This is a genomic window from Pseudoalteromonas sp. PAR1 (genome assembly GCF_947311895.1).
Lineage (GTDB): Bacteria > Pseudomonadota > Gammaproteobacteria > Enterobacterales > Alteromonadaceae > Pseudoalteromonas > Pseudoalteromonas lipolytica_C.
Window position 1 is genome coordinate 26,930 of record NZ_CAMZMY010000008.1, and the last position, 22,155, is coordinate 49,084.

Consider the following 22,155-nt stretch of genomic DNA (forward strand, 5'->3'; position numbering starts at 1 on the left):
TAAATTAGTGTTTGCGCATAATTTTTAACAAAATATAGCACAATTATGAACGTAATTTATGGTTCTGAAAAGATAATTTAGTAACAATGTCTGCTTAGTTCATATTTAGGAAGCTATGCTATAACTTTAGTAATTATCATAGTTTGAGGAAGTAATGCGCCATTCATATATATGCCAACAAAGCCAAGCAATGCTGCTGATCATTGATGAGCAAGCTGGATTAGCCCCTGTTATTGACGATTTTACTAACGTTGTACAACACACAGCTACCTTGTTAAATAGTGCTAAGTTACTGGCGATCCCCTATTTATTTACAGAACAAAATCCTTCGAAATTAGGCCATACCAGTGAAGAACTCGTGCCGTTTATTACAGCAGAAAATTGTTACCATAAAATTCATTTTAGCGCCTGTTTAGAAAATGATTTTAACCACAAGTTAGCTGACTTTAGACGAGCTCAGGTAGTGGTCACAGGAACTGAGGCACATGTGTGTGTGTTGCAAACATGTTTAGACTTGCTGGCTGCAGGTTTTCAAGTATTCGTTGTTGAAGATGCCATTGCTTCTCGAAATCAAAACCACAAAAAGCTAGCTATTAAGCAGCTATCTGCAGCGGGTGCTATTATTACTTGTACAGAGAGTGTGATATTTCAATGGCTAGAAAAAGCAGGGACTGATCAATTTAGAGCATTATTGCAATTAATAAAGTGAACCGTGATGCGCATCAAGCCGTATTGGCTCGATTAATTGTATTTTGTATATTATTTAATAATTAAGGCTTTATCTATGACGAGTGTGCGCCGCCTTTTTACTTATTTGTTCCTTTTATTGTTTGTTGAATCTTTGGTGTTAGGTTTTATCTATTCGACCCTAATTACAGGTGTGGTCACAGGCCTATTACTGCTGTCTTTACCACTTTGGATGCTCTATCAATATCCAACGAGCAAATTAACAGCCCATGTTGTGGCTGCCGGTTGCATGATGTTTTCGTTTTTACACATCCAACAAAGCTACGGCCTAATTGAAGTTCACTTTGAAATATTTATTTTAATGGCCGTGTTGATCATGTTTGTTGAATGGCGCGTGTTTATTACAGCGCTTGTCTTTGTTGCCGTTCACCATTTGAGCTTTTACTTTTTACAGATAAACGAGTCTGGTTTTTATGTTTTCGATCCAGACAGGCTGTATTTTAGCACTGTACTTATTCATGCTGTATATGCCATCGTTGAAGCATTTGTGGCAGGTTATATTGCCAAAACTTTGCATCGGGAGAGAAGCTCAGGTCTTTCTTTAAGCGATACAACAGAACAAATTATGGCTGATGAAAACCGTATAAATATTAGCCTAAGAGCAGATGAGCGCCATAGTAAAGCTGTGGCGGGTTTTAATCGCTTACTTGGCTTTTTATCTCGGGTTGTGGGGGATGTGAAAAGTCAAACTAATGTTCTTAAAAATCAATCTAAACAATTGCTTGAGGTTCATGATGAGCTGCATGAGCAAGCCGTGTTACGTGAGCAGTTGTCTATAGATATTGCACAATCAGGCGAGCGTGTTGCTGAAGGCTTTGCCCATGTTGAACACGAAAGTAATGAATTACAAATGCAATTTGAGCAGTTGCATGTTAGTGCCGCAGACGCATTAAATGAAGTTGCAAATACCGATACCAAAGCAGCAGAGTTGGCAAGCAACTTACAAGAAGCTGATCAGAATATTTCTCAGTTAGTGAATGCTTGTAGTCATATTTCTGAACTCCTTAATGAGATTTCATCAATTGCTGAGCAAACTAACTTACTTGCGCTAAATGCAGCTATTGAAGCTGCGCGTGCTGGTGAACAAGGCCGCGGCTTTGCTGTAGTGGCTGATGAAGTCAGAAACCTGGCAACGCGCAGTAAACATACCACCGATAAAATAACCAATACGCTCGAAAGCTTGATGCAAAACAGTGCTTCATCAACTAAATCAATGCAAGGCAGTGTGGCACTCATTGAGCAACTGTCAGCGATTAGCTCACAGATGAAACTACAAATTACTGAAATGACAGAGCAAGTTAACCTTGCTGCAAACAGCTCTCAATCGGTTGCGCATGTAGTACAGAGCCAAGCGGGAAATACACGTGCCATTGCCGAGAATTCACAAGCGTTAATTGCTAATCAAGCCAAAGAAAACCTGATGATCGAAAAGCTTACCGAGCGCGTGCAACTCATTGATGAAAGTATTGATGTGATGGAGCAGGGTATTGCCAAATTCAAGTAGCAAGAGGGTGATTGTGGCAATCCTAGTTTGGATTGCCTTGGTTGTAGCTGCTTTATCGATTGCCTACTCTCAACAAATCACACTTTTTGACCCAGATAGAAAACTAGCAAAGCCAAATTGGCTGTCATTATTTCAAACCTCCATGGGGCTTAGCGCAAAGAACAGCAATACCTTATATATTATTGATGATAATAGCTGTGTCTGTTCAGCTCGCTCCCAAGCCCATATTGCTAGCCTTACAGATTATGCTACTGAACAAGATGTTAAAGTTATAAAGCTTAAACCAACCTCAGCAGTGGCGGCACTATTACCCGCTTACCCGGCTGCTGTACTAATTTCGGAAAATCAACAGCTTGTATACGCAGGTCCATTGTCAAAAGGACTAGCGTGTTCAAGCCTAGATGGCTTTGTCGAGTTAGTGATTGCAAACTTACGTGCTGGGTTTAACAGTCGGTTTATTAATTCAGATGCCGAGGGGTGTTATTGTGAGATTAGGTAGTAAGAAAATTACACATTCGCTATTTACAATAAAGTTGAAAGTATAATTTTAATTGTAGGGTCTTATTTTCGCTTAATTAGATAAAGAGGCCAATTAACTATTGGCCTCTGTAACACGGGAATTATTGAATTTGGCCTCTTATCTCTCCATTTGGATTAGCAGGAGTATGTACATTTACATAATGACCTCCTGAAGCGAGAACAGAGAAAATTTCAGCATTAATCATTAAGCCTGTAGTGCTCATCCAGCGATTCATATCATCACTGTCTTGCTCAAGAGGAGCTAGCACAGGGCCATTTTCACCTGCAAAACCGGTATGAATGTGCGCAGCGCTCGCATCGCTTACTCCTGATGTAAGTACTTGCAATTCAACGCTGTAATCATTGGTGTTTACTAATGCATAGCCATCGCCAGAGGCATCTGTTGTCACCGCAGGAACTTGTTGTTCACCACTTAGTGGGAAGGTCACGAATACATAGTTATCGGTAAGGATTTGGCCACGCAGTTCACCACTTGGGTTAGCAGGCGTATGCACATTAACGTAATGGCCACCTGATGCGAGTATTGCGAAAATGTCGGCATTGATCATGGTGTTTTCAGGTGTTTGCCACAGATTTGTGTTCTCGCTTGACTGCTCTAGCGCAGCAAGTACATCACCATTCATACCGATACGGCCAGTGTGAATGTGTGCAGCAGTAGCATCACTAACACCTTCAGTTAATGCTCTTAATTCTAGATGGTAATTATCCATGTTCACTAATGCATAACCACTGCCTGATGCCATAGTGTCGACAGCAGGAACTTCTTGCATTCCACTGAGTGGGAAAGTAACAAGCTGATAGTTGTCTGTTAGGATCTGACCTCTAATTTCGCCACCTGGGTTAGCTGGCGTATGAACATTAATATAATGGCCACCTGAAGCAAGTACTGCGAAAATATCAGCATTAATTTGCGTGTTTTCCGGTGTCATCCACATTCCTGTGTCAGTACTTGATTGCTCAAGCGCAACTAATACATCGCCATTTGTGCCAATCCGGCCTGTATGAATGTGAGCGCCAGTTGCATCATCAACGCCCATGGTGCTAACACGTAGTTCTAAGCCGTAATTATCCATGTTAATTAATGCATAAGCTTCGCCGCTAGCGTTACTCATAACGGCAGGTACCTCTTGCTTACCGCTAAGTTTAAAGGTTGTGAAGATATAATTGCTGGTAAGAATTTGTCCGCGAAGCTCGCCACCAGGGTTACCCGGAGTATGGACATTTACGTAATGGCCTCCAGAAGCTAGTACTGCAAAAATATCAGCATTGATTTGAGTATTGCTTGGCGTCATCCACACGTTGCTGTCGTCCATTGATTGTTCAAGAGCGACTAATACATCGCCATTTGTACCAATACGACCTGTATGAATGTGCGCAGCGCTGGCATCGTCTAAGCCTGAGGTTACAACAGTAAGCTCGACACTGTAGTCGGTAGTATCAACTAATGCATAGCCATCACCACTTGACATTGTGTTTACCATTGGTACTTCTTGATTGCCACTTAAAGCGAATGTAGCAACAGCGTAGTTATCTGTTAGGATCTGGCCGCGGATTTCACCACCGGCATACTCCGGCGTATGAACGTTGACATAATGACCACCATCTAAAAGGATTGCTAAGGTATCACTATCGATTGTTGTACCTTCTGGGACTACCCAATCTGTCATTACTTCATCATCTTGCTCTAGAGCAACAAAAACATCACCATTTGAACCTAATTTTCCAGTGTGGATATGAGCTGCAGTTGCGTCATCAACACCCATAGTCACTGCACGAAGGCGCAATTCTGTTGTGGCACTGTCGTAAGACGCATAGCCATAACCCATTGCGTCGCTGTCGTTCATAGGTACTTGTTGATCGCCATTTAAAACAAAGGTGATGATACTGGTTGTATCAGGCACAATTTGCGCACGTAATTCACCATTAGCATACTGCTCAGTGTGTAGATTTATATACCAATCGCCATCCATTAAATCAGCGATTAAGCTTTCATCAAGGTCGGTAATTGCGACTTCATACATACCATCGGTGGTGGCTTCAAATGTGAATGCAACATCGCCATTAGCACCTAAGTCGCCGTCATGTATATGTGCTGCGCTAAAGCCCTCGACTGAGCTTGCGTCAAGTGTTGCGCGAAATTGCATTAAACTTTCGTCAAGCTCTACTGTTGCAGTTGCTGTTTGCATTGAGTTATTCATCGGCACTTCTTGCTTGCCGCTCAATGTAACGGAGTAGGTCATACTTGGGCTGAATTCTTGAACTGGGGGTGGAGTAACCACTTCGGTTTTATCGTCGTCATCATCGCTGCATGCTGTGATAAATAGCAAGCTTGTTGCCAAGAGTAAGTATTTCATCGTTCTTCCTTATATATTTGTATGTTCGGACGTTACGACGTGTCCATCACAACAAAGTGAACGAGGGAGATTTGAAAAGCGATCACAAAAGGTTATTAAAAAGTTATCAAATGGTAATTTATAACTAGTTTTTGCAATTAACTAAATTATGCTTTAGGGAAACAAGTACAAGGTGAGTGCTTGAGTATGCCTTAAGACTTTAAATAGAAAGATTTGGATGCTTAATAGGTACGTTTTGTGCATTAATTTCTTTTTAAACAGCACAGCTTAAAAGTGTCAAAAAAATAACCTTTGGAATATCATGCAAGTTACTCCATTTTCATCTTCTGTATTGTCAGACCCTGTGGGTCAGAAAAATAAAAATGATCTAAATCTAAACACCAATAATGCAACAAACAGCTATGCCAAAAATAATGAGCAAAATAACAATGTAGATTCTGATACAGAGACAAAACCAGATACCCCACTCACTCAGCAAGAGTTAGTTGCTAAGATTAAAGAACTGCAAAATAAAATTAATATTGTAGAGACAAGTGAAGAGTTAACGCCTGAGCAGCGTGAAGTGCAACTAAAAGAATTAAATGAGCAGTTAGACGATGAGGTTAATGCTGTTCAGCGAGCAGTGAAAAGCAATGTTTCTTCGATGATCAATTCACTATTTTCAATGCCTAGCAATAATCATTCAGGTATGCTTTTCAATAACAAGGCATAAAGTGTAATTAGAAGGACTCTTTTTCGGTTTAAAGTTTGGGTAAGTAGTGCAAAATTGCCGCAGGCTTTAATAGCTAAATTATTAAGCCTGTTAATTTGGAGTTACTAAAAAATCATTAACTTTAATTATGCTTTTGGTGCGGTCGTCTTAAGTAGCTACTTGCCCACATTACTGACAAACAACAACTAGCAAATTAGATCTTACAAAAAAATTTAAAAATTTTTCTTTCCCCGCCTTTGACTAACCGTCCATAACATAAGGGGAAATTTTTATGCGTGTGCCATTTAGACAGTTCTGGTTCAAAAGTTATGCAAATATTGTCTATAACACTATTGCGAACTATTACCGTTTAGATTAATATGCATTCCATCAACAGAAATGAGAGTGGTTTGCATTCATGTATATTTGCCTTTGCCATGGTGTAACTGACAAAAAAATTGAACAAACAATTGATGATGGCGCGATGACTATGCGTGAATTATCAAAAGAGCTGCAGGTGGGTACCCAGTGCGGCAAGTGTTGTGGTTGTTGTAAAAAAATTCTCAATCGTAAACTAATCGAAATTGCTGATATTACTGAGCAAGTAGCTTAATCTATTTGCTCTTAAAGCCGTTAAAACCTTTTTATTACTACTTTTTACTTCTTTATCCCTCCATATTAGTTTTTATTTGCTTTTAATCCGTTCATTTATTAGGGTAATAGTATAACGATCACGTGTATCTCACGTTAAATCAATGGTAGGAAGCCATGATACTAGACTCTTCAAAACTCCTTTTTTGTGTATTATTTTTGTATATTTCTGGTTGCGCACAATTACCTTCAAGAGAGTCTATTCAACCAAGTTATGCCATTGCAGCAGATACACCCAGTACTATAGGAGATGCGGTGGGTAATAATCATCCTGGATTATCTGGTTTTTATCCTCTAGCAGATGGGGTCGATGCCTTTGTAGCTAGATTGGCACTTATTGATTCTGCAGAGCACACCATTGATGTGCAGTACTATTTATACCACAGACAGCAAACCACTATATTATTTACGGCTTTTTTATTAAAAGCTGCGGAGCGTGGGGTAAGAGTACGTTTACTACTCGATGATTTATCGCAAGCAGATAGTGAATTAGACCTCGCTGCACTGGCTGTTCATCCTAATATTGAAGTTCGTTTATTTAATCCCTTTCCTAACCGTCGTTTTAAAGCGCTTGGCTTTCTAAGTAATTACAGTCAACTGTCAAGACGAATGCATAATAAGAGTTTTATTGTTGATAATCGGATTTTTATCACTGGTGGCCGAAATATTGGCAATGCTTATTTTTCGGCAGAAGATCATTCTGAATTTATTGATTTAGATGTGATGAGTGCTGGAGAGATTGTTCCAGAGGCATCAAAAGCCTTTGATTTGTATTGGAATCATCAACTTTCTTACCCTGTTGAAGAGTTACATGGTTCACGAGATGAGCAATCTTTGGTTGATATTACAAACACACTTTCAAGCTATGTTGAGCAAAACCAGCAAAGTAATTATGTTGAACAATTACGTGAAAGTGAGTTTGTAAAACGGCTTCAAAATGATGATATTAAGTTTGATTGGCAAAAATCTGTGCTGTTTTACGACCATCCCGATAAAGTGATGAATGATGTCAATGAGCGCTCTGCAAACATGTCACCACTATTATTTAAAGAAATGGGTGAGCCCAAGCACAGAGCAATTATTATTTCACCCTATTTTATTCCTCGCGATTCAGGTGTGAAACTGTTAACAAACTGGGCTCAAAAAGGTATTGATGTCACTATTTTAACTAATTCTTTAGCTGCTACGGATGTATCCGCGGTGCATGCTGGTTATAAAAAATACCGAGAAGATCTCATTAAGGCTGGGGTAAAGCTTTGGGAATTAAAACCCAGTGATCTAATGGCTATTAAGCGCAAAGCAGGGCGTAAAGTTACAGGGTCATCGCAAGCAAGCTTACACGCAAAAACCATGACCTTTGATGATGAAAGGATTTTTGTGGGTACCATGAATCTAGACCCTCGCTCACTTGATTTAAATACCGAGATGGGAGTGTTAATCGAAAGCGAAAAGCTTAGTCGCTTTTTAGCCCATTGGGTTGATACGCAAATGCCCGAATATGCCTGGAAAGTTGAACTTAAAGATGATGACTTAGTTTGGCTCGACACAGTAAGTAATGAGCAGTTTGATGAAGAACCACAAACATCATCTTGGCGGCGTTTTCAGGTTTGGTTTATTTCGCTATTCCCCATAGAAGATGAACTATAAATCATTCATTCAGTATTTGTATCTAAGCCCAACTTTTTAGTTGGGCTTTTTGTTCTCAGTCTTTAGTTGTTAACTATTTCGGGATAAAAAATTGCAATTGAGCGTACACGTGTAAACCCATTGTATTCAAGTGCTTAGCATACAAAGAAAAAATAAATATAAAAAAATGTTAAAAAAACTGGTTGGACCAATTGATCTATTGCTCATTTTGTGACGTAATGTAGGTATTACTATCTGGTCGGATGAGTTTATTATGAGCTTACGTACAAAATTAAAAAAAGTATTACCTAGTATTTCAATTACAGAACAAGAAGCGTTAGATGCGGGTGATGTTTGGTTAGAAGGTTCAATCTACCAAGGTAAACCTGACTTCGATGCACTTCGTGACGTGCCAGCAGCTAAGCTGAGCGCTGAAGAACAAGCATTCTTAGATGGCCCAGTTAAAGAATTATTATCAATGATTGATGATTCTGAAATTCAAAATGGTGTACATCTTCCTGACTACATTCTTGATTTCTTGAAAAAAGAGCGCTTTTTCTCGCTTATCATCCCTAAATCATTCGGCGGTTTAGAGTTCAGCCCTTATGCAAACTCTACTATTGTTGCGACTATTGCGACTAAGAGTTCTGCGGTTGCGGTAACCGTGATGGTTCCTAACTCTCTAGGCCCAGGTGAGCTATTACTACACTTCGGTACTAAAGAGCAGCAAGATCACTACTTACCACGCCTTGCAAATGGTCGTGATATTCCATGTTTCGCGCTGACTAGCCCAGAAGCGGGTTCAGATGCGGGTGGTATTCCAGATATCGGTGTTGTTAAACGTGGTCAATTCAATGGCGAAGAAGTTTTAGGTTTAGAAATTACTTGGGACAAACGCTACATCACACTAGCACCTATTGCGACAGTATTAGGTTTAGCATTTAAAGTGGTTGACCCTGATGGTTTACTAGGTGGTAAAGAAAACCTAGGTATTACCTGTGCGCTTATTCCTAAAGATCACCCAGGTGTTCAGCTTGGTAATCGTCATGACCCTATGGGTATTCGTTTTTACAACGGTACGACACGCGGTGAAAAAGTATTTGTACCAATGGACTTCATCATTGGTGGTCAAAAGAACATCGGTCGTGGCTGGCAAATGCTGGTTAGCTGTTTAGGTGCAGGCCGTGGTATCTCGTTACCGGCACTAGGTGTTAGTTCATCACAAGTGGCATTTAAAGGTGCTTCTGAGTACGCAGCTGTGCGTGAGCAGTTTGGTTTGGCGATTGGTCAATTCGAAGGTATTCAAGAGAAGCTTGCTGATATCGCAGGTAAAACTTACCTTCAAGAAGCAATGCGTGTATTAACAACAGAAGGTTTAGGCATGGGCTTAAAACCATCTGTAGTCACTGCGATTGCTAAATACCACATGACAGAAATTGGCCGTAACGTGCTTGATTCAGCAATGGATATTCAAGCAGGTAAAGCGATTCAAAATGGTCCGCAAAATACATTAGCAAGTGGTTATGTTGCTCAACCTATCGCAATCACGGTTGAAGGTGCAAACATTCTTACTCGTAACCTAATGATTTTTGGTCAAGGTGTAATGCGTTGTCACCCTTACCTGCAATCTATGGTTGAGTCTATCCACAGCGAAGACAAAAATGCAGACAAAGAATTCAACAGTATCTTACGTAAAACAGTGGGCTACAGCGTAGCTAACAGCTTACGAGCTTTCCGTTTAGGTGTATTACCGTTTACTGCGGGTGCTAAATCGTCACTACCAGAAGTACGTGAATACGAAAAAGCAGCGCACAAACTATCTGCAAAACTTGCAGTTTACGCTGACTTCTCGTTATTGGTACTGGGCGGCAAACTTAAGCAAGCAGAAATGTTATCTGCACGTTTAGGTGACGTAATGAGCTTCTTGTATGCGGCGATGGCATCGATTAAATACTACGAGCAAAAAGTAGCAAGCAGTGAACGTGAGCAAGCTGCGCCTTACTTCCACTATGCGACTCGCTTTGCACTACAAAGCGCTGAAGAAGCATTGCATAAGTTCCTAGATAACTTCCCTGCAAGTGGTACTCGTAAGTTTATGCGTTTCATTACTATGAACTACTCAAAGAAAATGCCTAAGATCAGCGATGATTTAATCCGTGAACTTGCGACTCAAGCGCAAATGGATACGGCATTTAAAGCGCAAATCACTCACTTGGTTAATCCAATTGAAGGTGATGGTCATTACATCAATGAGCAAGCGTACAAAGCGAAAATGGCGTGTCTTGATTTACTTGCAAAAGTTAAAAAAGCACTGCGTGCTAAAACTATCAAGCCGGGCGTTCGTTTTGCAGAAACACTTGATAATGCACTTGTTGCAAGTGTTATCAACGAAGAAGAATATGCAAAACTGATTGACTACAACAAGAAACGTGAGAAAGCGATTCGTGTTGATGAGTTCGATTTTGATATGAACTTACTGGATGACAATGCAAAGCCAGTTAACCCACTTAAAAGTGTGGTAAACGAGTAATTCAACAATGCAAGTCCTTAGCAGTATTAGGACTTTATCTTCGAAAACCCGTGCTTAGCACGGGTTTTTTATTGCCTACGGGCCGTTGTGCCAATAGCTAATTTCACCTACCATTGCCATTCGTTTTTTAAATCATAGAGCGTTATGGATCTTAGGCAATTTGTTACTTCTCACTTATCAAACATTACAAATTTACAGCAAGCCGCGTCAGTTTGGAGCGGGTGCGGTGAGATTATTCGTTGCCAAGTGAACGGTGCAGCGACTGTAATTAAAGCGATTGAAGTACCTAGCCAGATTAATCATAGCCGTATAACGCAAAGTGATTTTGCTCTTGCCAGAAAGCGCCAATCGTACTTAGTTGAATTTAACTGGTATCGGCATTACGCTGAGCAATTACCCCATGAAGCTGCAACAATCCACTGTATTGATGCAATACAAGAGGGCACTAAGCAAGCGTTATTATTTAGTGATTTCGTAGCACATGGTTACCAGCAAGCACATGCTACACACAGCCACATTCAAGCAATTATAAACTGGCTTGCACATTTTCATGCTTTTTACTTAGCAAGCTCAGCCGAGGGACTTTGGCCTCGAGGTAGTTATTGGCATTTATCAACACGGCCCGATGAGTTACAGCGTATGAGCGATTTAAGCTTAAAAGCGCAGGCGCAACCTATTGATGCTGCGCTGAGTGAGTCACCTTACCAAACGATAATTCATGGTGATGCTAAGCTTGCCAACTTTGCTATTGCGCCACAAAACCAACATGTTCTTGGCTATGATTTTCAATATGTTGGCAAGGGTGTTGGGGTGATTGATGTAATGTATTTTTTAGGCAGTTGTTTAGATGATACAGCATTAAAATCAGTTGCAGATGATTATTTAAATCGTTATTTTGACACTCTTACCCTAGCACTAAAACGCTATCAACCGAGTATAAATCCTGTGCATGTTGTTAGAAGTTGGCGAGCGCTATGGTGTTACGCATGGAGTGATTTTTATCGCTTTTTAGCAGGTTGGAGCCCAACTCATGCAAAAATAAATGGCTACATGCAGCAGCAATTTGCAACGTACTTAACAAATACAAAGGAATAACAATGAATAAGCCAATGCGATTTGCCATTATTGGCTGTGGTGCTGTAACCGAAGTGAAAAGCGGCCCAGCTTACCAACAAGCAGAAGGTATTGCGCTTATTGGGGTGACACGCCGCGACCTAGAAAAAGCCCATGATTATGCTAAACGCCATAATGTAGCAAAGGTGTACACATCGCCAAGCGAACTCATTAACGATACCAGTGTTGATGCAGTGTATATTGCCACGCCGCCAGATAGCCATAAAGCGTATGCTCTTGAGGTGGCTGCGGCAGGTAAACCGTGTTGTATAGAAAAGCCACTTGCGCCAAGTTATCAAGACAGCCTTGATATTGTCGCAGCGTTTAAAGAAGCTAAACAGCCGCTGTTTGTGGCTTATTATCGTCGTTCGTTACCGCGCTTTAATCAAGTTAAACAGTTACTTGAACAAGGTGCCATTGGTAAGCCGCGTCATGTCAGTTGGCATTTAAGTAAGTCGCCGAATCCTCTAGACTTATCGGGAGAGTATAATTGGCGTACCGATCAAACAGTAGCACGAGGCGGTTACTTTGACGATTTAGCCAGCCATGGCCTTGATTTACTTGCCTACCTTTTAGGTGATTTTAATAAGGTGCATGGTTTATGTGCCAATCAACAAGGCTTATATTCTGCATTCGATGCCATAACCGCGCACTGGCAGCATCAATCTGGTGTTACTGGCACCGGAAGCTGGAACTTTGCCTCAGCAAATCGTTTTGATGATGTAATGATTTATGGCAGTGAAGGCGAGCTTAGCTTTAGTGTATTTGATGAAAAGCCCATTGTGCTTAACAACGCAAAGGGAACACAACAGTTTGTAATTGATAACCCAGCACATATTCAACAATATCATGTTGAAAACATGGCGAATTATTTTCATGCCCAGCAACCACACCCATCAACAGGTGAAACCGCACTACATACAAGCTGGGTTATGGAGCAGATTTTATCGGCTTAGTGCTCAAACGCTGCATTGAAGGCATTTACAATTTGTGTGTTTTCACCTTCGTGAAATAGCGCCTTTAAACGCTGACTAATTAATGTGCGTACCTTTTTTGTTTTAAGTGCTTTGTCGAACAGTGCTACGGCTTGTTTGCCGACCTCTGTCGGTGAACAGGCAATATAACCAAACAACGCGGCTTTTTCTGGCTTAAGGCTGATATAGCGAATGTGACTTAGACCCGGTGCTCGCTTATAGCGATTGTTAAATACAGTTTGGTATTCTAAAACTGCATCAATTTTGTTTTGAAATAGCATCTGACCAAGCCGAGGTGCATTGGTTGCCCCTTCTAACATAAAAAAGTGCTCATCATCTAAGCGTATAAAGTTATCAATTTCTTCTGAATATGAGCGGCCCTTGATGATGCCTATTGTTAAATTGAAGTCATTAATAGCTTGTAGCAGGGTAATGGAGTCAGGGATCTTTGGCTTGTTGAATACCACCAATTTGTTAGCAGGAAAAGCCATCAGAGGGTATTGACTAAATACGGCTTGGGCCTCACGGTCAGGGGTTTTTAATTTATTGTATAAGCAAACATTATTCATTTTGCTTAACTGCTGCCATTCTCTTAGCCGACTTGCCGGTATAAAGTGCAGGCTGATTTCATCACCTAACTCAGCGGAAGCAGCAAGTAAAAACGTAGTGGCTTCATTTTCTGGATTGCCGCCATCTTGGGGGATAAAGTCAGCCATCATTTGAATATTGAGTGTTTCACTGTGGGTTGGTAAGGAAATGCAATAAAATAGTATTAAGGTAAATGTGAGTGTTTTCATTACAGCTTAACCCAAAAAATAATTAAATCTTAAATATTGACCGTACGTGTTGTTGCAAAAAAATTAAAATTTGCACACAGCTGTTTAATTTTAGACCAGTTGTTCGAATTAATGCAGTAAGTATGCAATTTTTGCAGTCGAGTAGACTATTTTGCGCTAAAATAGGCGTAATTTATTTCATTTAGGTTCTACTTATGTCTATCCATGTTATTACTCATCCGTTAGTTCAACACAAACTTGGCCTTATGCGCGCACAAGGTATTAGCACAAAAAGTTTCCGTGAGCTGGCGTCTGAAGTAGGTACTTTGCTTACATACGAAGCAACAAAAAACCTACCATTAGAAAGCGTGCAGATCACTGGATGGGATGGTTCAAACCTCAATGTAGAGCACATTAAAGGTAAAAAAATTACTGTTGTGCCTATTCTACGTGCCGGCCTTGGTATGATGGATGGCGTTATGCAATTATTACCTGCTGCAAAAGTTAGTGTTGTAGGTTTGCAGCGTAACGAAGAAACATTGGAGCCTGTGCCATACTTTGAAAAACTGGTTGGTAAAATTGATGAGCGTTTAAGCCTTGTTATTGACCCAATGCTGGCAACGGGTGGTTCAATGATCGCCACAATCGATATGCTGAAAAAAGCAGGCTGTAAAGATATTAAAGTGATTGTACTAGTGGCAGCACCTGAAGGTGTAGAAAAAACCCTTGAGGCGCACCCAGATGTTGAAATCTTCACTGCATCACTAGATAGTCACTTAAACGAAAAAGGCTATATCATCCCAGGCTTAGGAGATGCCGGTGACAAGATCTTTGGTACAGTGTAAGGCGTGCACGTGGAAAATCATCAAACATTTTCGTTAAAAACAATTCTAACCGGCGCGCAAATGCTGTTTGTTGCATTTGGCGCACTGGTACTTGTGCCGTTACTGACAGGCCTTGATCCCAATGTGGCTTTATTTACCGCAGGCCTAGGAACCTTGCTGTTTCATGTGGTTACCAAAGGCCAAGTTCCTATCTTTTTAGCATCGTCTTTTGCTTTTATTGCACCTATTATCGCCTCAGTACAAATGTGGGGTATTCCTGCAACTATGGGCGGTTTAATGGTGGCAGGCTTTTGCTATTTTGCACTTAGCTTGATTGTAAAATTTAAAGGCGTGAATGCACTGCATAAAGTGTTACCTCCTGTGGTTGTTGGCCCAGTTATTATGGTGATTGGTTTAGCCTTAGCGCCCGTTGCTGTGAATATGGCAATGGGTAAAGCAGGGGATGGCAGCGCGCAACTAGTTCCTTATGAACAAGCTATTTGGGTGTCTGGTTTATCATTATTGGTTACGCTGATTTTTGCGGTATGGGGTAAAGGTGTATTTAAACTTATTCCTATTCTTGCTGGTGTTATCGCAGGTTATCTTGCTTCGTTATTTATAGGTATTGTGGAATTTAATGCGGTTACTGAAGCTCGCTGGTTTGCTGTACCTGCATTTACTTACCCTGAGTTTAAGTGGCAAGCTATTTTATTTATGGTGCCTGTGGCCATTGCGCCAGCTATAGAACATATTGGCGACATGATGGCAATTAGCCAAGTCACGGGTAAAGACTATTTAAAGAAACCGGGCTTACATCGCACTTTACTCGGTGATGGCTTAGCAACCTCTGCGGCATCGGTTTTTGGTGGTCCACCTAATACAACCTACTCTGAAGTAACGGGGGCGGTCATGCTTACGCGTAACTTCAACCCTCGAGTGATGCTTTGGACTGCTATCATCGCGATTGTGCTCGCATTTGTGGCAAAAATGGGGGCGGGTTTACAAACTATTCCGGTTCCTGTGATGGGCGGCATCATGATTTTACTATTTGGCTCAATTGCCGTTGTAGGCTTAAATACTTTAGTAAAATCAGGTGAAGACCTTACCGCGCCTCGCAACTTGACTATCATCGCACTGATTTTAGTGTTTGGTATTGGTGGCATGCACCTCGGCGGTGACGAGTTTAGTTTGCAAGGTGTGAGCTTATGCGCAATTTTAGGGATTATCTTAAATGCTGTCCTCCCCAAAGCAGTGCAACAAGTTGATTAGAACTTAAAAACTGCTTAAATATTGCACCAAAAAAGCGCGTTAAATACGCGCTTTTTTTGTAACTATATAAAAAATAACGAGTTATAAAACTGGTCTACTAACTGCATTTATCTCTATGTCATACTGGTAGGAGCGATTATGCAAGAGGCAAATGTTGTGGATATTACCCCGTTTTTAGCGAAGCATCAGTTACCACTCAAGTATCAATACTTAAGTGAGCAGTTTTTTATACCCCTCGCGCAAGATATCTTGAGCGCAAAAATGACCGGCCAATCTATGCTGGTGGCTATCAACGGCTGCCAAGGCTCAGGAAAAACAACCCTCGCTGATTTTTTAGTGACTTGGGTTAATAGCAATACTGAATTTAACAGTGTGTCATTATCAATCGATGACTTTTATTTAAGTCGTGATGCACGCACTGAGCTTGCTAAAGATGTTCATCCCTTGTTTGCCAGTCGTGGTGTACCAGGTACGCATGATACGCAATTAATGGAGCAAACCTTATCGGCCTTGTTGGCAGGTAAAGTGAATGTGCCATTACCTCAATTTGATAAGCTAACCGATGATCCAGTGCCACAAGCCCAGTGGCCGAGCAACCAAAAGCCCGTAGATATCGTGTTTTTTGAAGGTTGGTGTGTAGCCAGTACACCTCAGCAACCTTATCAACTGCAAACTCCAGTTAATGAATTAGAACGACTAGAAGATGCCGACGGCATTTGGCGTCGCTGCGTAAATAGCTGCTTAGCAAATGAATATCAAAATGTATTCGCAATGGCCGATTACACCATTATGTTAAAAGCGCCATCATTTGAGGATGTGTATGCTTGGCGCTTAGAGCAAGAGCACAAGTTAATTGCCAAAAAAGGCCAAGGGCAGGGCACGTTTGATGAAGTGAGTTTAAAGCGTTTCATCTCTCATTTTGAACGTATTACGCGTGAAAACTTAGCCACTCTTGCGCACAGTGTTGATGCGTTATTGTTGCTTGATACTGAGCGTGATATTACCAAAATGGAACTACTCGCTGACCAAATTGCTCAACCACTTATTTTTACTGATTTAGACGGCACATTGCTTGATCACGATAGTTACGAATGTGAGGTGATCAAACCATTTTTGGCTAAGTTGAATGATACCGGTGTCAATGTCATTTTTAATACCAGCAAAACATTTGCAGAAGTCACTGATATTCAAAAAGCTTTAAATCATCACCAACCCTTTATTGTGGAAAATGGTGCGGCCGTTTATATCCCGAAAGATTATTTTAAAGTAAAGCCGATTGGCTGTGATGAGTATCAAGGTTATTGGCGTTTTGCGATGACACAAAGCACCGATAAATTGCATGAAGATCTTAAACAATATGCCAGTCAATTTAGCCATTGTGTGCGCTTATTTAGTCAATTTAGTGCACAAGAAATAGCCAAACTAACAGGGCTACCCGTTGATAAAAGCGAACTGGCTTTAAAGCGTCAATATTCAGACCCAATTTGCTTTTCTGGCAGTGATGAAGAGAAACAAGGTTTGATAGAGGCAATGAGTCAAGTAGGATACGAAGTGCTTGTTGGTGGTCGCTTCATTCACCTAACTAAAGGTAACAACAAAGGCCTTGCACAAAAATGGTTGTTAAATCAGTTCAAAAAAGCTTATCGCAATCCATTCACTGTAATAGCGCTCGGCGACAGTCAAAACGATGTCGCCATGCTAAAAGCGGCCGACACCGCTATTTTAATCAATAACCCTGGCAGCCAAGTACAATCGCAAATATTACAAAAAGCTTGGCAGCTAAGCGAAAAACCAGCCCCAGCAGGTTGGGTTCAAGAAGTTTCTGCGTTAACTATCATCAAAGCGCGTTTTGCAGCAAAACAGGAGCAATCTCATGGCTGATTTCTATCAAAATGGCATTATCACGACCTTACACAATATTGCTGACCGTCCAGTCGAAGAACTAGAAAAAGAGTTATTGGATTTTTCAAAACAGCGTCCTATGGGTTTGATTTTACCCTCACTTTACAGTGAGTTAGAAGGACCCGCTTTGCAAAATATTATAGCTGAGCTCAAACATGTGCCTTACTTATCACAAATTACCATTGGCCTAGATCGCGCCGACGAAAGCCAATATCGCCATGCGTTACAGTTTTTTGCTGAGCTTGACCAGCATCATAAGGTACTTTGGAATGATGGCCCGCGTTTACAAGCGCTTGATAAAGAACTACAAAAACTTGGCGTTGCGCCACGAGAGCTAGGTAAAGGTCGCAATGTTTGGTATTGCATGGGTTATAAGTTAGCAACCTCAAAAGTAGAGTCAATTGCACTACATGACTGCGATATTTTGACTTACGACAGAGCACTTTTAGCACGCTTAATTTATCCTGTTGCTCACCCTCGTTTTAACTATGAATTTTGTAAAGGCTTTTACCCGCGCACCGCTGAGGGCAAAATTAATGGCCGCGTGTCACGTTTGCTGGTAACGCCGCTATTACGCTCATTTAAAACAATTTTAGGTAGCAACGATTATTTAGAATACATGGACTCGTTTCGTTATCCGCTAGCGGGTGAGTTCTCATTCCGTCGCGATGTACTTAATGATATTCGTATTCCAAGTGACTGGGGTCTCGAAATTGGCGTGTTATCAGAGATGTATCGTAACTATTCGCATAACCGGTTATGTCAGGTCGATATTGCTGATAACTATGATCATAAACACCAAGACCTATCGCTTGAAAACCAAGCAGCAGGCTTGTCGAAAATGTCGATTGATATTACTAAAGCTTTATTCAGAAAGCTGGCTACCCAAGGGGTGACCTTTACCAGCGAAACAATTCGTTCATTAAAAGCAACTTACTACCGTATCGCACTCGATTTTATCGAAACTTATCACAACGATGCGCTGATGAATGGTTTAACACTTGATATTCACCATGAAGAGAAAGCCGTTGAAATGTTTGCGCAAAACATTATGAATGCGGGTCAGCACTTCTTAGAAAACCCAATGGAAGCACCATTTGTGCCGAGTTGGAACCGAGTCGCTTCGGCAATGCCAGATGTATTTGCTCGCTTAGAAGAAGCCGTAGAGCTTGATAACAAAGAATTTATTTAACGGAGAAGACACGTGACTTTAGAGCTACTCCAACAACGGGTTATACAGCATTTAACCTGTATCTACGCCGAGGTTGAGTTATCAACCTCGCTTGAACAACTTGCAGACAGGCTTATCAATACCATGTTAGGTGATGATCCTGTTCGTGACCCAACGCCGCATAAAAACCGTTGGGATGAACAAGACATGATTTTAATTGCTTATGGTGATTCAATCATTCGCCATGCGAATACGGATGATGCCGTGGCAAAGCCTGAAGAGCCACCTTTGCATACTTTACATCGGTTTGTAAAAAGCCAATGCTTGCCTGAGCTTAATGCACTGCACATTTTGCCATTTTACCCATATAGCTCAGATGAAGGCTTTGCGGTAATGAATTATGTGCAAGTGAATGAAGCGTTAGGCAGTTGGCAGCATATTCGTGATATTTCAGCAGATGTTAGATTGATGGCTGATTTGGTGATCAACCATTGTTCAAGCCGAAGTGTCTGGTTCGAAAACTTTATTCAAGGCAAAGAGCCGGGTAAAGGGTATTTTAAAACGGCAAGCCCGAGTGACGACCTAGTGCAGGTTGTTCGTCCGCGTACATCGCCTCTTTTACAAGCGGTCGAAACAAAAGATGGTTTGCAACATGTGTGGTGTACGTTTAGTCATGACCAAGTCGATTTTGATTTTGCCAACCCAGATGTACTGAACGAGTTTGTGGGTATTATTCGTCATTATTTAGATAATGGTGTGCGTATTTTCCGCCTTGATGCGGTGGCATTTTTATGGAAAAAGCTCAATACCCGTTGCATTAATTTACCTGAAACTCACGAAGTGATCAGGCTACTTCGCACCCTTATTGAGCACTTTGAGCCTAATGTGATTATTATCACTGAAACCAATATTCCAAATCGCGAAAACCTATCGTACTTTGGTAATGCCAACGAAGCGCACTGTATTTACAACTTCTCATTGCCACCGTTGCTGTTACACACTTTACTCAGTGGTGACAGCACGGCATTAAAGCATTGGATGATGAGTATGCCACCTCCTCAAGAAGGGACCGCATACTTTAACTTTATAGCTTCACATGATGGTATTGGTTTAAGGCCTGTCGAAGGGTTATTGGAGCAAAGTGAAATTGCCGAAATGGTCAGTACGACTGCAAAGTATGGCGGTAAAGTCTCACTTCGTACCGCACCAGATGGAACTAACACCCCTTATGAGTTAAACATTGCTTTATTTGATGCATTGCAAGGTACTCATAAAGGCCCTGATAAGTGGGGAGTTGCTCGCTTTTTATGTGCACATGCCATTATGTTTGCGCTTGAAGGCATTCCTGGTTTGTATATTCATAGCTTACTCGGTACTACCAACGATTATGAGCGCTTTGAAAATAGCCAACATAATCGGGCTATTAACCGTCACCGTTGGCAAGAATCAGATTTACTAGCAAAACTGAGTAATGAAAATGCCCATCACCGTACTGTGTTTAAAGCGATGAAAAACTTGATGTCTATTCGTAAGGCGCAAAGCGCATTTCACCCTAATGCGACGCAATATACGTTACATTTAAGTGAGGGGTTATTTGGTTTTTGGCGACAAAGTATTAACCGTTCACAAAGCATGTTTTGTGTTTATAACATTAGTGATGAGACGCAAACTCTCACTCTTGCAGACTTAAATTTGATTGGTACCGAGCAGTGGCGAGATTTAATAAGCGGGGAGCAAATTACTGAGCAAACACAAACATTGTCGCTGACTCCATATCAAGCAGTTTGGCTCAGCAATAAATAATCCTATCATCAAGATAATACAAGTCTTATCGTTAACAAGTATGCCCATCAGGTGGGTTTGCTTGTTAACAAGTAACTTACAGTTATCGTAAATTGCTTCCTTATTGCACACCAAATTATCATTCCAGCTTAATTTTCAATGAAATAGTCTTAGAAATTAAATCTTATTTAATCTAATTTACCGTTTTTAGTAAAAAGTAAAGTTAACAACATTTACAATATAAAAGATAACTATTATCATTTGGTTTTATTTTTAGGTGCACTTTACGATGAACAAAGCAGTACTCTCTCTCGCGGTGTCATTGGCTTTGACTCCACTATACAGTGTTGCAAATGATGACATGCAAGCTCAACTCGAAAAACTTCAACAACAACTCCTTGAACAACAAAAAGCGATTGATTACTTAAAAAGTCAATTAGAAGCAAAAAACACCCAGCAAGTTGCAGTGCAACAAAAAGCCCCAGTTGTTACTGAGCAGGCAGCACCCGTTGCTACAGTCGCAAGCAAAAAAGAATCAAAACTTACTTTTAAAAGCTACGGTACTTTGCTTTATAAAAGTGACGAAGTGTTTGCCAACGTTCAAGATACTTCTCCAGAGCGCCGCGCCACAACAGATTTAGAGCGTGTTGTTACTGAGTTTGAATATGAAATTGATGATAAATGGAAAGTCGAATTTGAACTTGAGTATGAACACGGCGGTACAGGTACCACGCTTGAATATGACGGCTTTGAAGAATTTGGCGAATTTGAATCAGAAGTTGAAGCGGGTGGTGAAGTTATTGTCGAAAAGCTGCAACTAGAATATGAATATAACCCTAACTTTACTGTCAAGTTTGGTCATATATATGTTCCGGTAGGCTTAGGCACAGACTTAAACAAGCCTGATCAATACTTTACCACGACTCGCCACTGGGGTGAGGCAACCATGATCCCGCAAGTTTGGCACGAAACTGGAGTTAACTTAATTTCTCGTTGGTCTGACTTTACACTGCAAACATTGGTGACGACAGGTCTTAACTCTGAATACTTCCGTTCGACTAATTGGGTCGCGGGTGGTGCACAGCAACGCTTTGAAGAAAATACCGCAGATGATTTAGCGCTCACATTACGCCTTGATTATGGCAATGTTAAAGCTGGTAAAGGTTTTGGTGTTAGTTACTATACGGCAAACACATCAGATAACCGTCGCAATCAGGGCAAACTCGATGAGGATGGAAACGTATCTATCCTCGGGTTACATGGTGCATGGACGTTAGATGATCTTGTGTTTCGTGGTCAGTACTTATATGGCGAGTTAGAAGACTCAGTTGCTATCACTGCAGCGAATAAAACAACACCGGGCCTGCGTCCGGGAAGCTTTGCACAGCTTGGTAGTAAAGCAGAATCTGCATTTGTAGAAGCCGCTTATAATATGCAGGGGCTGTTTGATTTATCTTCGCCGCTGTATGTATTTACCTCGTTTGATTATGCCAACCCAATGCTTGAAGTGGCCAGTGGTGCGGCTATCCATCGTTACGACATTCGTGAGCTTAACTTTGGTTTAAATTACCTTCCAAACAAAAACTTAATTCTAAAACTTCAGGGCGGTCAACGTTATTACGCACAAGACGATATCGATGACACGACTCACTTTAGCGCCTCTCTTGGCTATAAATTTTCTACAGAACTATAAAGGAATCT

17 protein-coding genes are annotated in these 22,155 nt (G+C 41.0%); 15 read left to right on the plus strand and 2 right to left on the minus strand.

Annotation, left to right across the window (positions count from 1 at the left end; genetic code table 11):
* Nucleotides 1-154: 154 nt before the first annotated feature.
* The 3 genes from QL229_RS08385 (at nucleotide 155) to QL229_RS08395 (ending at nucleotide 2,750) form a co-directional block, all read left to right on the plus strand.
* Nucleotides 155-709: an isochorismatase family protein gene (locus tag QL229_RS08385; RefSeq protein WP_138557769.1), complete on the plus strand. Its 555-nt coding sequence runs from the start codon at nucleotides 155-157 to the stop codon at nucleotides 707-709.
* 75 nt (nucleotides 710-784) lie between these two features.
* A complete protein-coding gene (locus tag QL229_RS08390) occupies nucleotides 785-2,251 on the plus strand; it encodes a methyl-accepting chemotaxis protein (RefSeq protein WP_138557768.1) in 1,467 nt (488 codons plus the stop codon).
* A gap of 13 nt (nucleotides 2,252-2,264) precedes the next feature.
* Nucleotides 2,265-2,750 carry a DUF6436 domain-containing protein gene (locus QL229_RS08395; protein WP_138557767.1) on the plus strand — a complete coding sequence of 162 codons (486 nt, stop codon included), beginning with the start codon at nucleotides 2,265-2,267 and terminating at the stop codon, nucleotides 2,748-2,750.
* A gap of 121 nt (nucleotides 2,751-2,871) precedes the next feature.
* Here the strand turns inward: QL229_RS08395 and QL229_RS08400 are convergent, their stop codons facing one another.
* Nucleotides 2,872-5,145: a CHRD domain-containing protein gene (locus QL229_RS08400; RefSeq protein WP_138557766.1), complete on the minus strand. Its 2,274-nt coding sequence runs from the start codon at nucleotides 5,143-5,145 to the stop codon at nucleotides 2,872-2,874.
* 301 nt (nucleotides 5,146-5,446) lie between these two features.
* Between QL229_RS08400 and QL229_RS08405 the strand changes: the two genes are divergently transcribed.
* The 6 genes from QL229_RS08405 to QL229_RS08430 all read left to right on the plus strand — a co-directional run bounded on the left by QL229_RS08405 (nucleotide 5,447) and on the right by QL229_RS08430 (nucleotide 12,712).
* Nucleotides 5,447-5,857, plus strand: a complete 411-nt coding sequence (locus QL229_RS08405; RefSeq protein ID WP_138557765.1) for a hypothetical protein — start codon at nucleotides 5,447-5,449, stop codon at nucleotides 5,855-5,857.
* 397 nt (nucleotides 5,858-6,254) lie between these two features.
* Nucleotides 6,255-6,449 (plus strand): (2Fe-2S)-binding protein, encoded by a 195-nt coding sequence (locus QL229_RS08410; RefSeq protein WP_135926929.1) that lies wholly within the window; start codon nucleotides 6,255-6,257, stop codon nucleotides 6,447-6,449.
* Nucleotides 6,450-6,604: 155 nt separating this feature from the next.
* Entirely contained in the window at nucleotides 6,605-8,134 is a 1,530-nt protein-coding gene (locus tag QL229_RS08415) for a phospholipase D family protein (RefSeq protein ID WP_135926930.1), read from the plus strand.
* Between the two features lie 253 nt (nucleotides 8,135-8,387).
* Nucleotides 8,388-10,643 (plus strand): acyl-CoA dehydrogenase, encoded by a 2,256-nt coding sequence (locus QL229_RS08420; protein WP_135926931.1) that lies wholly within the window; start codon nucleotides 8,388-8,390, stop codon nucleotides 10,641-10,643.
* 144 nt (nucleotides 10,644-10,787) lie between these two features.
* Complete coding sequence (locus QL229_RS08425) at nucleotides 10,788-11,738, plus strand: phosphotransferase (RefSeq protein ID WP_138557751.1); 951 nt, start codon at nucleotides 10,788-10,790, stop codon at nucleotides 11,736-11,738.
* A gap of 2 nt (nucleotides 11,739-11,740) precedes the next feature.
* Entirely contained in the window at nucleotides 11,741-12,712 is a 972-nt protein-coding gene (locus QL229_RS08430) for a Gfo/Idh/MocA family oxidoreductase (protein WP_135926933.1), read from the plus strand.
* Here the strand turns inward: QL229_RS08430 and QL229_RS08435 are convergent.
* Nucleotides 12,709-13,527, minus strand: a complete 819-nt coding sequence (locus tag QL229_RS08435) for an ABC transporter substrate-binding protein (RefSeq protein ID WP_138557750.1) — start codon at nucleotides 13,525-13,527, stop codon at nucleotides 12,709-12,711. The genes QL229_RS08430 and QL229_RS08435 overlap by 4 nt on opposite strands.
* A gap of 194 nt (nucleotides 13,528-13,721) precedes the next feature.
* On the opposite strand from QL229_RS08435, the gene upp reads away from it, so the two are divergent.
* From upp to QL229_RS08465, 6 genes are all read left to right on the plus strand, one after another.
* Entirely contained in the window at nucleotides 13,722-14,351 is a 630-nt protein-coding gene (gene upp, locus QL229_RS08440; protein ID WP_135926935.1) for a uracil phosphoribosyltransferase, read from the plus strand.
* A 9-nt stretch (nucleotides 14,352-14,360) separates the two neighbouring features.
* Nucleotides 14,361-15,599: a uracil-xanthine permease family protein gene (locus QL229_RS08445; RefSeq protein ID WP_135926936.1), complete on the plus strand. Its 1,239-nt coding sequence runs from the start codon at nucleotides 14,361-14,363 to the stop codon at nucleotides 15,597-15,599.
* A 138-nt stretch (nucleotides 15,600-15,737) separates the two neighbouring features.
* Nucleotides 15,738-17,480, plus strand: a complete 1,743-nt coding sequence (locus QL229_RS08450) for an HAD-IIB family hydrolase (protein ID WP_138557749.1) — start codon at nucleotides 15,738-15,740, stop codon at nucleotides 17,478-17,480.
* A complete protein-coding gene (locus QL229_RS08455; protein ID WP_138557748.1) occupies nucleotides 17,473-18,693 on the plus strand; it encodes a glycosyl transferase in 1,221 nt (406 codons plus the stop codon). Before QL229_RS08450 ends, QL229_RS08455 begins: the two co-directional genes overlap by 8 nt.
* A 12-nt stretch (nucleotides 18,694-18,705) precedes the next feature.
* Nucleotides 18,706-20,475: a sugar phosphorylase gene (locus QL229_RS08460; protein ID WP_138557747.1), complete on the plus strand. Its 1,770-nt coding sequence runs from the start codon at nucleotides 18,706-18,708 to the stop codon at nucleotides 20,473-20,475.
* 268 nt (nucleotides 20,476-20,743) lie between these two features.
* Complete coding sequence (locus QL229_RS08465) at nucleotides 20,744-22,147, plus strand: hypothetical protein (protein WP_138557746.1); 1,404 nt, start codon at nucleotides 20,744-20,746, stop codon at nucleotides 22,145-22,147.
* Nucleotides 22,148-22,155 lie beyond the last annotated feature (8 nt).